At 31.6% G+C, this 14,071-nt stretch carries 11 protein-coding genes; 3 read left to right on the top strand and 8 right to left on the bottom strand.

Features of this window, described 5'->3' with window-relative positions; genetic code table 11:
- Positions 1 to 41 precede the first annotated feature (41 nt).
- The 5 genes from LC419_RS00660 to LC419_RS00640 form a co-directional block, all read right to left on the bottom strand.
- Positions 42 to 623, bottom strand: coding sequence for a hypothetical protein (locus LC419_RS00660; protein ID WP_223605522.1), 582 nt, complete (start codon positions 621 to 623; stop codon positions 42 to 44).
- Positions 624 to 811: 188 nt separating this feature from the next.
- A complete protein-coding gene (locus LC419_RS00655) occupies positions 812 to 1,138 on the bottom strand; it encodes a helix-turn-helix domain-containing protein (protein ID WP_223605521.1) in 327 nt (108 codons plus the stop codon).
- A 51-nt stretch (positions 1,139 to 1,189) separates the two neighbouring features.
- Positions 1,190 to 1,540: a hypothetical protein gene (locus LC419_RS00650; protein WP_306666566.1), complete on the bottom strand. Its 351-nt coding sequence runs from the start codon at positions 1,538 to 1,540 to the stop codon at positions 1,190 to 1,192.
- 659 nt (positions 1,541 to 2,199) lie between these two features.
- A complete protein-coding gene (locus tag LC419_RS00645; RefSeq protein ID WP_223605519.1) occupies positions 2,200 to 2,517 on the bottom strand; it encodes a nuclear transport factor 2 family protein in 318 nt (105 codons plus the stop codon).
- 20 nt (positions 2,518 to 2,537) lie between these two features.
- Positions 2,538 to 3,332, bottom strand: a complete 795-nt coding sequence (locus LC419_RS00640; protein WP_223605518.1) for an SDR family oxidoreductase — start codon at positions 3,330 to 3,332, stop codon at positions 2,538 to 2,540.
- Between the two features lie 123 nt (positions 3,333 to 3,455).
- On the opposite strand from LC419_RS00640, the gene LC419_RS00635 reads away from it, so the two are divergent.
- Positions 3,456 to 3,821, top strand: a complete 366-nt coding sequence (locus tag LC419_RS00635) for a helix-turn-helix domain-containing protein (RefSeq protein ID WP_223605517.1) — start codon at positions 3,456 to 3,458, stop codon at positions 3,819 to 3,821.
- Between the two features lie 536 nt (positions 3,822 to 4,357).
- Here the strand turns inward: LC419_RS00635 and LC419_RS00630 are convergent.
- The 3 genes from LC419_RS00630 to LC419_RS00620 all read right to left on the bottom strand — a co-directional run bounded on the left by LC419_RS00630 (position 4,358) and on the right by LC419_RS00620 (position 11,825).
- Positions 4,358 to 6,163 carry an ATP-dependent helicase gene (locus tag LC419_RS00630; protein ID WP_223605516.1) on the bottom strand — a complete coding sequence of 602 codons (1,806 nt, stop codon included), beginning with the start codon at positions 6,161 to 6,163 and terminating at the stop codon, positions 4,358 to 4,360.
- The gene (locus tag LC419_RS00625; protein ID WP_223605515.1) at positions 6,156 to 8,159 is read right to left on the bottom strand and encodes an ATP-dependent endonuclease; all 2,004 of its coding nucleotides are present in this window, start codon (positions 8,157 to 8,159) and stop codon (positions 6,156 to 6,158) included. The genes LC419_RS00630 and LC419_RS00625 overlap by 8 nt, the downstream gene beginning before the upstream one ends.
- A 432-nt stretch (positions 8,160 to 8,591) precedes the next feature.
- On the bottom strand, positions 8,592 to 11,825 hold the full coding sequence (locus tag LC419_RS00620; protein ID WP_223605514.1) for a hypothetical protein: 3,234 nt from the start codon (positions 11,823 to 11,825) through the stop codon (positions 8,592 to 8,594).
- 526 nt (positions 11,826 to 12,351) lie between these two features.
- Between LC419_RS00620 and LC419_RS00615 the strand changes: the two genes are divergently transcribed.
- Entirely contained in the window at positions 12,352 to 13,842 is a 1,491-nt protein-coding gene (locus LC419_RS00615; RefSeq protein WP_223605513.1) for a recombinase family protein, read from the top strand.
- Entirely contained in the window at positions 13,829 to 13,993 is a 165-nt protein-coding gene (locus LC419_RS00610; protein WP_223605512.1) for a PTS sugar transporter subunit IIBC, read from the top strand. The genes LC419_RS00615 and LC419_RS00610 overlap by 14 nt, the downstream gene beginning before the upstream one ends.
- Positions 13,994 to 14,071 lie beyond the last annotated feature (78 nt).

Raw genomic sequence — 14,071 nt, 5'->3', positions numbered from 1 at the left:
TATTAAAAAAAATTAGTAAACAGAGCCTGAGATGATCTCAATTAAATGTAATTGTATGGACGGTATTTCTCCGGTGGAGGTCTTTGGAATTTTTTGGAAAAATAGTGACGTAAGGATATATGACTTTTATAAAAATTGATAAGAAATATATCCAGTAAAATGATTATAATAAGGATAGTTTTCAGATCTTCATTAACCATACATTTAAAGCTAAATGACCCAGCTCCAAAAGCATAAACTATCTTGCTGCCAGAACTGTATAAAGAGGGGTTCGACTTAGTTGAACTGCTAAATCCATATGTGGTTTTTGACTTTTGGCTTAGGTCAGAAAGTCTGGGTTTTGTTTTTTTCAATACCCTCTTTTTTACTATGGCAGGTCTTTTAGTAGTGATGATCCGGTTTTTATTCTTTTTTACATCCGTATGAGAAACATGTAAGTAATTCATACCTGAAACAGCTGTCCCATTTGAAATAAACAGTATTGTTGAATGATCGCTGGTATGTGGTACTACATAAGTCTCTGTGGGTTTAGCAATTGCTCGTATCATATGAAAATGAGTAAATAGCAAAAACCAAAAGAAAAATCTTCCCCATTTTACCTTAGCAGGGAAGATTGACTTCATCGTTATAGTTTTTAGAATCTGCATGATATACTCTTTTCTAAGTTAAATAGAGCCTAAATTGCTTTAATTAATGATGCGCAATTTTATCACTATTAAGGGAATTGAAAAAGACAGAGATAGGTAAAATTCCGAATTGTGCATATGTTTTTTGTGTTTAATGTGTTGTTTTTCAGGGTGTTTTTTTTGTTCTATTTGAACATTCTTCGCCATTTGGTCATGGTATTTCTACTCAATCCGAAATGTTCGGCCACTTGCATATTATTCATTTTATGATTTTTTTGATAATCAAGGACATGTAGAATATCTGTTCTGTTGTAGGAACGCAGTTTTTTATTGACTTTTTTGATATCCTGATCAGTAGCTCCAAAGATTCTTGTATTGAGCTCAATAATATCCACGGCACAAAGCATTTTCTTTTTCAATAGCTTTTCGCATTCCAATTTTTTATGGGGAAATTTCTGATCAATGATGTCCGAATAGATCCGTTTGTAATTAGGTTGACTTTGATTTCTCATGATATTATTTAAAAATTCTATATAAAGTTTCCCGGCTGCGAATATTTGTTTTTAATTTTCAATTGCTAGCACCTCGTGATTATGTTTTGCAATCCATTTGCATAAAGTTGAATAGGGAATTCCATATTCACTGGTAATCTGACGTTTGGTTTTCTCTCCTGTTTCTATCTGTTCCAGGATAAAGTCTATCATTTCCCGCGTATAAATGTTCTTTCTGAAATGGGGGAGCTTTGATGAGGTTTGTTCTTTGAAAGAAGCCGAAGGTGGAGCATATAATATCAGGTGTTGGGAATATAGCCTGAAGAAATCATATTCCAGAAGTTTGCTCCACCTCAGTAAGGTATCAGTTGGTAGGTTTTCCTGCAAATACATTTCGGTAATTTCATTTTCTGAACATTTCATGAAGTTGCATATCCGTGTTAAATCAATGTTATTTTCTTTAACGCGTAATTGTATAAATTTTCCAATATGAATATTTCTAAAATTTGAATTCATAGGCTTTATCTGTTTTTAAAAAGTAAGCGGAATGGGACTCACCCATGTTTTGATGTATGATTGGTTGGTTAATTGTGTAGTTTTCAGGTTTGTTTAGCATTTGATACAATATTATAATTATGTCAGAGCCCATACAAACCTCATGCAGGAAGAATTCAGAAAGTTTCATGTGCATTTTTATTGGTTTTACAAATTTGGTATATTGTAAATCAGTGTGTTATGTGTATTTGGTGTTTGTGCAGATATAAAATAAGACCAAATAGATATTTGTGTTTTTGAGAACTATATATGATTAAATTTGCAGAATTTATAATTTCAAAAATCACATTATCTATGCGAGACTGTGATTTTATATGAAAACATTGAAATCCTACAATAGCAGACTGTAAAATTTTGATATAGAGAATTTTATGGATTAAAAAAAAGAGACAACTATCAAATAGTTGTCTCATTAAGCCAAGAAGAGATTATTTTCAAACACTTTTATAGATGATTGGGTTCGATTGAGCCAGATTAAACTGCGGCTACGGAAACCTCAACTCTGATTAATTTTGTCAATTAGAATATTACACTGTTATTGTCAATGATTGAATATATCCGTCAGAAAATTGAAAATGATATTTCAAAACAATAGGACTGCCCGGAAAATTTCCTGAAGCTTCCGCAGATAAGATGTTTTCATTTTCATTATAGTTTAATGGTTTCATAGTGGCTTTGTATTCTTTATTGGCTTTGTCAATCCAGTTTTCAATTTCAGCTTTTCCATTATGGGTTTTGCCTTCATCAGATACCTCTGCATTTTCGGTAAAACAATTTGCATACGATGAACTGTTAAATTCATTTTGCGCTTTTACTAATTCTGAGATAATGTTAGGTAAATTCATTGTATTGTATTTTAAGATTATTAAATGGTTGGCACAGTGCCCCCATCGATTACAAATTCAGTTCCGGTTAAATAATTAGCTCTTGGTGAAACAAGAAACCCTACTAATTCAGCGACTTCTTGTGGTTCGGCAGGTCTGCCATAAGGTATTCCGCCAAGTGCATCCATAACACTTTTTTGAGCCTCTTCCACAGAAGTATTTGAACCTTTGGCGATCCTTTCCAGAAAAGCACCTGTTGCCGTTGTTTTTATCCATCCCGGCGAAACAGTAAGCACACGAACCCCTTTTGGCGTAACTTCATTAGATAAACTTTTGCTGTAATTAATTAATCCTGCTTTTGCAGCTGCATACGGCAAAGTAGAATCGTACAAAGGCAATTTGCCCTGAATTGAAGCGATGTGAATAATAACACCTGTTTTTCGGTCTATCATTTGGGGTAAAAATCCCCTGTCCAGTCGAACAGGAGCAAGCAGATTAGCCCGTAGGGTTGATTCCCAATCTTCATCAGATAATACGGTAAAGCCACCTGCGGGCGTTGATGAAGAGCCAAGATTGTTTATAAGAATGTCCAGCCTGCCGTAATTAGACAGCACTTCGCTGATTACTTTTTGAGCTCCTTCTGTCTCACTTAAATCAGCTGAAATAAAATGAAGATTGCTGTTTTCTTTTTCAGGTGAGTTTCTTGCGGTGATAATAACCGTTGCGCCAGCTTGTAACAGCCTCTCTGAAATTGCTTTCCCAGTTCCTTTCGTACCTCCGGTTACCAGGGCAATTTTACCTTGAAGTTCATTGTTGTAATTAAATTGATTTTCCATTGTTTAATTCTTTGATGCAAATTTCTGAAGTATCACTCTTTCAGGCAATAACGGAAAACCGAATTGCATAGGGATAATTTTTTCCCCTATTGTATAATTTGGTACATTGGACTAAATTTGTCTATGCACGAGAGAAAAATACCTTTAAATTTAAACTGCGGTCTCGACCTTATTGGTGAAGTCCTTTATGGAAAATGGAAAATCCGTCTACTATGGTTTATCAATGAAGGACATCTGCGTCCAAGCGAATTGCAGCGTAAAATTCCGGATGCTTCAAGACGGGTTTTAAATATCCAATTGAAAGAACTTGAAGAGCACGAGCTTGTGACAAAGAAAATTTATCCGGTTGTTCCGCCAAAAGTTGAATATTCTCTCACAGATTTTGGCAAGACCTTAATTCCGGTAATTTCCGCATTAGGGTACTGGGGTGATGAGAATGAAGATAGGCTGAGAAGAGTAATTTTAAACAGAATGGGGGAGAATGATTGAGATGGGTATTCCGGGATTGTATCCGATTCTATAAATTGGTGATAAAGTGAATCAAATTGTGATTCGCTTTTCTTGTTTTGTATGTAATGTTAAAGGGACAAATTAATTTTAGAAATATCACTGATTTACAGTATATCATCTAACGAATTGATAAGTCTGATATTCAGGAAAAAAATAGCACTAACTTTCTTCAGTTGGCGCTATTTGGCTGTTTGTGAACTTGACAGGACGCTATCCAAACTCTTTTTTTGCTGATATAGAAAATGTTTTAGAGTTATGTGGTTGAAAATAAGTAGTATATAAATATTGTCTTTACGTATAAACTTAAAAAGATGCTCTTCAAACACATTTCCGGAAGATTTTGTCTTATAAGTCAGTTTGATTTGCTGGAATAATTGTTTTACATCTTAACGATTGATAAAATATTGTTTGTTTATGGTAATAAAATGTAAGGGTGTGTTTTTTGATGCTAAAAATTTCATAATAAGAATTTTACATATTTTTTGTACTCGTCATAGTTACTTCAATCATAGATTTTAAACATTGAATTTGGAGGTCCAGTGGTCAACATCATCTGTGGGGACAGCTAATTGGAGTATCTTCCTTGGTCTTGTCATTCCAACATAGATAATTCTCAATTCTTCCTGTTCTTTTTCGCTCAGGGCACTTTTATCTTTTTTTAGCATGGTAGCGTAATTAAAACCTGATTTTTTAGATAGTAGAATAAGAACTGCATCAAATGACCTTCCTTTAACCGAGTGAATTGTACCATGATAAAATTCAAATGGTTGAACATTCGTATCTGTTTCACCGAAATATTCTGAAATTAAATCTTGTCCAGTTCCAGTCTTGATGACGAATGGTTTTCTCAAATTACGATTTGCTTCCTTTATCCATGCTGAAATAGTTTTGTCTTTTGTTGTTGGTAGCTTATCCATCACATGATGAATTCCTTTCCGATATGTCATAAACCCTTTTTCACTAATAATTGTTTGCACGTATTCATTATTAACAATAAGACTATTTGTGTCATTTTGCCTTTTGTATTCTATCAAACCTCTCTCCATGAGTTTGTAGCCTTTTACAAAAAGCCCTGAATCGTATAAGAGCTTACCTCTAATAATTGTTTTTACAAAGAGATTTCTTGGTTCCCAGCAATCCATACTATTTTCGTAATGAACAGGAGTCAATCCGAGAAAATTTACTTTGGCTTTGCCACGATATAGCACTGCAACATTTTTTTGCGAAATTTCAATGCCGTTCTCCGTGCATTGTTTTAAGAAAGTTTCTAAAACACTGTTAAAAGAAGCTATGCTTTCTTCAATGGTAACTACAGAAGGATCTTTTTGGGATGCTTTCTTCTCTTTTAAGTAACCATTAACTAAAGGCTTAAATCTAAAATCAAGAATTCCGGGTGTAATTGCGACTGTAGAATTGAACGAAGATAGATATTTAGTAAAGTCACATATTAATTGAGAACTTCTTCTGTTCTCGATCAATTCAATTTTGTTCCATGCAACATACTTTTCATCAAAAAGGTGGGGTTTAGCATTGTTCCATTCAAAAATAGCTTGATCTCTGTCACCAATCAACATAATGTTTTCAGCTCCTTTTGAATTAAAAATATCGATTATTGCCATTAAAATTTCATCAGTATCCTGAGCCTCGTCAATTATAAAATATTCAAATTTCTTTGCTATTGACTCTGCTATTTTCGGATACTTCATTAATATTTTTAAGGAAAGGTAATTAGCATCCGCTTGAGTTGCATAGCCCTTTTTGAAAAACTCCAATTTTGAGTTAATAATGTTTTGAATATTACCATTGATAGCACCTGAGATGTTATAATATTTCCACAGAAAATGAAAGGACTGGGCAGGTGCACGTTGAATTAATTTATCATTTATATCGAAAGTTGTTTTATCAAAATATTGAGCATAATCTTGAGGATATTTTTTGATACTCCATGTAGAATGTGGCTCACCAACCAGTTCCGGCCGATTGGGACATTCCATAATTAAATGTCCAAAAGGCAGGAATATGAATTGATTGATGAAGCTATCTAAGGTTCCTATAAAATGAGGGTGGCTAATTCCATTAAGTGAGAAATTATCGGATAGTTTTTCTCTGATTTCGTCAACAGCAACGTTCGTAAATGATAATGCAGCGATTCCTTTTTTGCTAAAGTGATTTTTAGCAAATAATAATGCAATTCTCGACGCTACAGAATATGTTTTACCACTACCCGGGCATGCTCGAACAACACAAAGTCCTTTATCAAATTGAGCAATTTGCTTTTGCTCCTCAGATAAGTTAGATAAAATCTCAGCTACCTTATCCATCTATCAACCAAGTTATTCCATCAATAATATATTGAGGAGCTACAAACCCATTCCAATCGGGTTCAAACTCAATATTGTATGCAATTTGCTGAGCCAATTCAGATTTATCCTTAAAATTATTTAAGAGAATAAGAATCTCTCTTGCACGTTCTTCTTTCGAATGAGTTGAATTCAAGAATGTCGTACCAGTATGCATAGAGGCATAGAGGCTCGATATGAGATTAATATTGTTTCCAGAAATCATTAATTCGTATTCAAAAGTAATCTCAGCAGTTACTGTTTTGAGATTGTTTTTTTCAAACCCGGTGGCTTTGATTGCTCTTGCTGATGGATTGTTTATTTTAGCTTCTATTTGAGCTCTAATAAAAGTCATTTTTGTCTCCAGCCCTGGCACCTCCATTTCAGAAAGGTTAGTACCAAGTATAATTCTATTAGTTGAATCTAATAAATCGAGAGTTTGAAGATGCTTAATAATTGCTTTAGAAGTAATTTTATCTATTCCCTCTTCGACAGATTGGAAATCAATTGCTGATATAATTCCTCTGTCATCGTCTGTAATAATAAGACATCTTGTAGCAAGCCGCTTATCCTCATCATCTGGATTATATAGTTTGGCAAAAGGTTCGAACGCAACCCCGTCAATATTGACTAATTCAATGCCATTTTTTTCGATACTATATTTTCCAGGCGGTGTCATTCTCTTTGAAAGAATAGGAAGTAAGAGTGCTTCAGAAATTCCTTCGACTAATATGGTTCCATTTGAAAAGAATAATTGTGATTTAGTGACATCGAGAAACTTTCCCAGATAACTAGTGTTCTTAGGTTCTAAATTTATATTTTTTACACTAACCACTTTTACTTCATGATTTAGATTTTGAAGAACATGAAGATTTTGGATAGATGTTTTGGCAGTTATTGTAGGTGAATGACATGTCATAAAGATTTGGACTCCAAAATCCTTTAATTCATTGAGATAAGTAAAGAATGTATTTTGTCTTTGAGGATGAAGATGTGCTTCAGGTTCCTCAATAAGCATTGCATAATAATGCTCTTTCTTTTCTATCCTTCTATTTTCAATATCGCCAAAAACTGTTGCAGAAAAAATTATGTTGTTTTCTCCCAATCCATTTTGAGATATATCAAAATATCTTTGTTTAGTCAAGTCCGCAGCAACAATGGAATCTGAGTAAATCTGTTTACTAGTTACAACTCCTTTGACGATATTATTATACTTGAAGTTAGTCAGTCCAATTTTAACTTTTGGATTCTTGTTTGCTATATCAGATTTCTCCAAATGCTTGTTTACTAAATTTTCTCCTGATTTAATTAAACCAGACCACTCATCATCATTCACTACATTTTCAAGTTTTGTAGCTAAAGCAACTTTATGGTCATCGTCTAGGATTTGGTCAATTGTTGATGGATTACCTTCTACGATTTGGGTCTTTGAATATTTCGACATTTCTCTGAATAAAGAAGATACTTTATTGTCTTTTGAATAAGGACGAAGCTCATATTCAGCATTTCTCAATGGGGCCAAATAAGTATAATACAACAACTGTAGCTCATTTGAATCTAGAGTACTTGATTCACCTCCCCAATGTGACCATTTTAAACGTTTTCCATTTGCGTTAGGCTCTAGCCAATAGGTTAAATTTAATCTTAAGTCGACTTCTTCTGGAATATCAGGATTTTGCCATAACAAACTAGTAAAGTACTGACGGTCTTCTGCACATTCAATTTCAAAGATTAACTGAAATTCAATTGGCTCCAATATGTAATCTGGGTTAGATGTATCTAAATAGAAATCCTCATCATTTTTTATCCCAATTTCTCTGATTTGACTTCCTAATCCTAAACAAATTCTCAAAGCATCAATAATTGCGGTTTTTCCAGCGTTGTTAGGACCAATAATGACATTTACTTCTTTGTTGAAAGATATATTTAGTTCCTTGATAGAACGAAATCTTTTGATTGATAGGTGCTTGATATACATTTAATAGGGTAGTGTTTAATGAAATGGATATTTCTCTTTCTTAGTAAATAATCTGATTTCAATAGTTTGTAGTTTGATAATACATTTAACTATTGTATTTTATTGATAAAATGTTGAAAAAGGGACATTAGTAATAAATTTTGTTCCTAAGGGAAATTTTGTTATATACCTATATTCCATGAAACACTCAATTACCAAATCGTTTGGTATTCCCTGATTTATTGTAGATCTAATATTAACGCAATTTGTTTCTGCATCCAAAAAGCTTTCGCATTCTAAATTCCTAATAATTAACATGATGACTCTTCAATGGTTATTATCTAAAATTATAATTATTTTTTGAAATAGAATTATTCTTATGAATAAAAATTTTACTTTTAATATAATTATAACAGTAATTTCTAAAATGTGTTTTTTTGGCCAAACTGAGGCTTACTGAGACCAATTGATTTCGATTAAAGATAATTGAGTGAATTTTTTAAAACTTTTTACAGCATCATCAAATTCCTCATTGTTACGATACTTATCAATCATATACAAAACATGTCCAGAGGTATAATAGAGTAGATAGCTATATTCTCCCCTCCAAGTTTTTCCAATTATTGCATTATATAATATTTCAGTAAAATTACTAGCTACTTCATCTTTATCAAATATCTCGAATAGGTCAGTAAAAACTAAAGATGATGAATTACTATCAGCTAGCATAGCCGCTTCCGAAGGCGTTACTTTTTTTTCTTTAATCAAATCAAAATCACCCTCATATATATATCCTTCGTTAAATCGTTGCTCACTTGTTTTGTCATACCTATCTTTTCCCCTTTCAACATATACATCAAGTAAAATTTTAGAACCTTGAAGCTTTGTAATAATGTCATCCGATTTTTCAACCCTTACTTTAGTTTTTGAAATACTAAATTGTAATTCAATATTTTTAAATTTGTTAGATAATAATCCGTTTCTTATATCATCAATATCAACTGATCCGCTTCTATTCTCTTGTAGTAAACCTCTTATAGCGAAATTATACATTTTGTCGGAAAAAATATTAATGTAATTTGTCGGAAGCATGAACCATTGTAATGAAAGTTGATTCAGGTTGAACTTTTCTAGACACATCATTATTTCAGATGGCTCATACAATTCAATAAACTCCCCTAGCAAATGTCTATAACCTTTCTCTGAAATATCTTGGATTTTTGTAATGATATTAATGCATTCATCCAATGTCAAATAATTATTCTTATTAAGTGCTTTAAATGCTTTTGGCAAACCATAAAATGTATAATCTTTCCTGTTGTAATATTTAGTCCATAACAATGAGATACTTGATATATCGATTTTTTTCTTTCGATGCAAAGCCAATCTAATGTATTCATGAATTTTAGTACTTAAATTAAAACTTCCTATTTCTTTATTTTTTAAGATGAATTCTGCTAAAGTTAAATGATTGTATTCATTCTCTTCTATATTACTAACCTCATAACCTGCAGCGATTAAATTCTTTTTTACATCATTCAAATACCAGTCAGCATAGTAAAAGGTATCAGGATATCTATCTAAAAATTTAGCCAACTTTATGGCACCTCGTGACTCAAAACCTTCTAAAAAGAGATCTACTGAATCACTTAATTCTTCAAGCCCTTGAAATCTCTTTTGATGAATAAAAAGATTTTCCATGATCCATTTCAGATAATCACTAAAATAGCGTCTATCTTTAAGAGCTTTAATGATTTTTGTTTTTGTGAAAGCTTTCTCATTTCTGATAAAAAAACATTCTTCTTTATCAACATCTCCCTCCAGTCTTATATGAAAATGGTCGGTTGAATAATTATCATTCGACACCTTATTGTAAAGCAAAATTGGATTACTGGTTCTTACATAAAACAACATTCCAAATAAATATCCTGAACTGGTGATGTCCTCCTCCGAATATCCGTTAAATAATAGTGATTGGGTATAGGTATAAAGAAAGCCATCCGGTGTTGAAATATGATCTCTGTAAATTAGGTTTATAATAAGTGAGAGATCATAATAATGTGAAATTTCAAAATCATCAGACTTATAGTCAGACATGCAATCTCTTAAATCAAAATAAAAAGTCCTTATTGCTTCAATATCGATACTGCCTTTTATTATTTCTTCAAAAATGGCTATATTACTAAATTTTCTGGCAATTTCTTTTCTCTGTTGACTAGTAAGTTTAAATAAAGAAAATCTTGAGAGAAATCTTTTATCTAAGTTCATTATTGAATCATATACCAAGTCGGTCGCTTTGTCATTCAGTATTTTGTAATTGTTAGACGTGTTACGAAGATAAGTATTGAAACTATCGTGAAATAAAGCAATTCTATTCATCTTGGTGTCAAATAGGTAAGGATGTTCATCTATGAACTCCTCAACATAATATTTAGATTCTCCTAAAAAGAGTTCTAATTCTGAATACATTAGATAAGAATTCGTACATAAGAAAATAGAAAGAGAATATTTTCCTTTTTCATTTTTGATTATGCCCTCATAAAAACTGTCAATATCTTGAAGTTGCTCAGTTTCTGGAAGCTTTTTATTTAGTTTATAAAATTCTGTAACGTATTTTACGAGAATAGGATAGCCCTGGGTCACATAGAAAATTTGTTTCTGAATATTGTAATCAGTAATATGAAACAATTCCTCTAAAACAAACTCAGTTTGCTTTTTATTCCAGTTTTCTAGAATATGTTTTTTCCAATCTAACTTTGCAACCAGTGGTCTTGACAATATGATAACTTTGCAATACTCTTTTAATTCTTCTATAAATTGTATAAATCTAGGAAGCTCACTGCTATTATAATTTTCGATATGATCTAAACCATCGATGATAAAAGTTAATTTTCTCTTTTCAATCTCTTTTAACAAAATAGAAATCTCTTTCTTTTTTAGATCATGAAACAGCTTTACATTTAAATCTTGTAAAAAGTTTTGAAATTTTAATCTCTCTAAATAATTGGACTCCTGGTTTCCTATCCAAAATCGGTATAATATATTTAGAGGGTATACTTCAACAAGTGAATTTACAAAATGACTTTTCCCAACTCCAGGTTTACCTTCAATTAATAATAATTTCTCAAATTCAACAAGTGTATGATTAATTTTTACAGATTCTTGTTGGAGATCCGTAGTATAAGTTTTTAAGCTAGGCAAGTCAGACCTGTCAATCAGCCATACTCTGCTATCGAGTGTTTTACTTAAATAATTTTCAATCTCATATTTCCTATTTAAGTTTCCACTATATAAATCATCAATAAAGAGATCTACATCAGTCCGGCTCATTGAGATGATATACAAATTGTCATTTTTAAAGCAATCAAAATTTAAAATTTTGGCATTCGGAACAATATCAATTTCCTTAAAAAAAAGAATGTTTTTATTGTTAGAAAGTTTATGAGCTTTTCCTTTGATTATTAAATTTTTATCTTCAATAATAAGTTGATCTAATTTTACATTGTCAAAATCCTTAATCTGAAAACTATATTTTTCATTATTAATAGAAAGTAATAGATCATCGAAGTTATCATTAACTTTTGCTTCGATTTCAATTTTTGAAATAATCCTTTCTACATCCATTATGGATAATAAAAGCTGAGTTATATGTTTTTGATAAGTATAACCGCTATATGCATTTCTCATTTAAACTATTTTATTAGATGTATAATTTGATTATACATTTTACTGTAAAAAATAAATTTAGCAATTTCGTAGCTTAATTTTTGCAGCATCAATTATGATTTATAAAAATTTACCAATCACTTTTATGAAGAAATCAATATCCGTTCAAAAAGTGGACTCGTTGCAATTTTAAGTCTCATTATGGTATAAATCTTATACGGGCATTACTATAATGTTTAATTAATCGTAAGAAAATGAGACAAAAAATTCCTTCACCTGGAGCGCAGGTATTATAACCACCGGTTTGATTTCTTCCCTTATCATCATTCCGATCACCCTGCTGATCTCACAAAAATAAATCTATTTTATATAAACTTTTTATGGGAATCCGTAATTGAAATCAAATTGAGTTGACTCCTAAAATATATTTAGCAATTTATTGGAGTCTGCGGTTACAATATAAATTCAATATTATAATAGGGTATAGAGCTTTTTATTTAATGTTTTTTTATTATTAATTTGTAAATCAAATAAATACACTAATTATATGAAGTCAGCCTATTTATACGTCCGCGTAAGTACAGATGAACAAAAAAGAAAAGGTTACTCCCAGCCTGAGCAAGAAGATAGATTATTGAAATATTGTAAGTATAACAATATCGAAGTCAAAGGAATTTATCGTGAAGACTATTCTGCCAAAAATTTCAACCGACCTGAGTGGAAAGAATTGTTTTCAGAAATTAAAAAGAAATCATCAGGAGAAGATAAAAACATACTATTTATAAAATGGGACAGATTCAGTCGTAATGTTGAATATGCTTACGAAATGATTGGAAAGCTTCGGAAATATAAAACAACAGCAATGGCTATTGATCAACCAATAGATTTTTCTGTGCCGGAAAGTACCGTTATGCTGGCTGTATATTTAGCGGTTCCAGAAGCGGAAAATACTCGGAGGGCTCAAAATACAGCAAATGGTATTCGTCGAGCGAAGTTGATGGGTAGGTATCCTAATAAAGCACCTATTGGATTTATTAATTTGACATTAATAGATGGTAAAAAAACTATTGCTCCTAAAGAGCCTGAAGCTGATATTATAAAGTGGTCTTTTCATCAAGCTGCCCAGAACGATCATAAGATTTCCGAAATAATGAAAATGGCTAATGAAAAAGGATTGATATGTTCACGGTCACACTTCTTTAGAATTTTACGGAATCCAATTTACTGTGGGCTTATATCAATCAAACTTAAATCTAATGAAGAACAAATGATAAAAGGTTTGCACGAACCTTTAATATCTGAATCGTTATTTTATCAAGTTCAGTCTGTTATTAATACAAAAAGAAAAACTACTTCTAAAAAAGATGATTTAAAAGAACTGTTTTTTCTTAGAGGTTTTTTGACTTGTCCTGTTTGTGATCGAAAACTCAGTGGGAGTATTGCGCAAGGAAGCTCAAAAAAATACCCATATTATCATTGTCATGATCGCTGTAGAACAAGGATAAATGCAGTTTTGCTGAATGATTGCTATCAAAATAAGCTTCAGCAATTGATACTATCAAATAACACAATTGAACTATTTAAGGATATTTTGGAAGGTCAGAATATAAAGACACAGAAAGCAAGTTATTTATACGGTCAAAAACTATTAGAAAGAAGAATAAAGGAGGAAGAACTAACTCTTTCTAGAGGTAGAAAATTATTTATAGCAGGAATATTGAAGATTGATGATTATAATGAGTTAAAAAAAGAATGCCTGGTTAATACTAAAAATTTTGGCAAAGAAAGACGTGATATTGCTCTTAAATTAAAAGCTATTGATAGAAAGAATCAAATAGAAAATAAAGCACTAGTTGAAATTTTCCAAAAATTTTCCGAGTTTGATACCTCAGACAAAAGATGTCTTGTAAGTCTTATTCCACCAGTTGATATTGATTATAAAACAGGAGATCTCTCTTTGGGCTTGAATCAAGCATTCTCAAAAATATTATTAAAGAAAAGTAACCGAAAAACTAATAAGAAAAATGAATTTCATTGATAAAAATGTTTCAGTTGAGCAAGCAATTATTCTTCTTACTAAGAATGGAATTCAGGTAAATGAGAAGGAAGCTAAAATTATATTGGAATTACTATATTCAGTATCAAAAAATTATGATAAGCCAAAAGAGAAAAAAATACTAGAACCTTAATGGGATTTCAAACTACGCCTCAATACCGATGAAATCTCTGATAGAGCACTTTTAGACTGTCTGTTTCAGATGGGCTAG

The sequence above is a fragment of the Chryseobacterium sp. OSA05B genome, assembly GCF_019970065.1.
Taxonomy (GTDB): domain Bacteria; phylum Bacteroidota; class Bacteroidia; order Flavobacteriales; family Weeksellaceae; genus Chryseobacterium.
This window is presented reverse-complemented; position numbering and strand designations above follow the sequence as displayed.

Excerpts from the sequence above, each read along its gene's own strand:
- LC419_RS00660 (WP_223605522.1), bottom strand. The coding sequence starts at position 623 with ATGAAGTCAATCTTCCCTGCTAAGGTAAAATGGGGAAGATTTTTCTTT.
- LC419_RS00655 (WP_223605521.1), bottom strand. The coding sequence starts at position 1,138 with ATGAGAAATCAAAGTCAACCTAATTACAAACGGATCTATTCGGACATC.
- LC419_RS00650 (WP_306666566.1), bottom strand. The coding sequence starts at position 1,540 with ATGAAATGTTCAGAAAATGAAATTACCGAAATGTATTTGCAGGAAAAC.
- LC419_RS00645 (WP_223605519.1), bottom strand. The coding sequence starts at position 2,517 with ATGAATTTACCTAACATTATCTCAGAATTAGTAAAAGCGCAAAATGAA.
- LC419_RS00640 (WP_223605518.1), bottom strand. The coding sequence starts at position 3,332 with ATGGAAAATCAATTTAATTACAACAATGAACTTCAAGGTAAAATTGCC.
- LC419_RS00635 (WP_223605517.1), top strand. The coding sequence starts at position 3,456 with ATGCACGAGAGAAAAATACCTTTAAATTTAAACTGCGGTCTCGACCTT.
- LC419_RS00630 (WP_223605516.1), bottom strand. The coding sequence starts at position 6,163 with ATGGATAAGGTAGCTGAGATTTTATCTAACTTATCTGAGGAGCAAAAG.
- LC419_RS00625 (WP_223605515.1), bottom strand. The coding sequence starts at position 8,159 with ATGTATATCAAGCACCTATCAATCAAAAGATTTCGTTCTATCAAGGAA.
- LC419_RS00620 (WP_223605514.1), bottom strand. The coding sequence starts at position 11,825 with ATGAGAAATGCATATAGCGGTTATACTTATCAAAAACATATAACTCAG.
- LC419_RS00615 (WP_223605513.1), top strand. The coding sequence starts at position 12,352 with ATGAAGTCAGCCTATTTATACGTCCGCGTAAGTACAGATGAACAAAAA.
- LC419_RS00610 (WP_223605512.1), top strand. The coding sequence starts at position 13,829 with ATGAATTTCATTGATAAAAATGTTTCAGTTGAGCAAGCAATTATTCTT.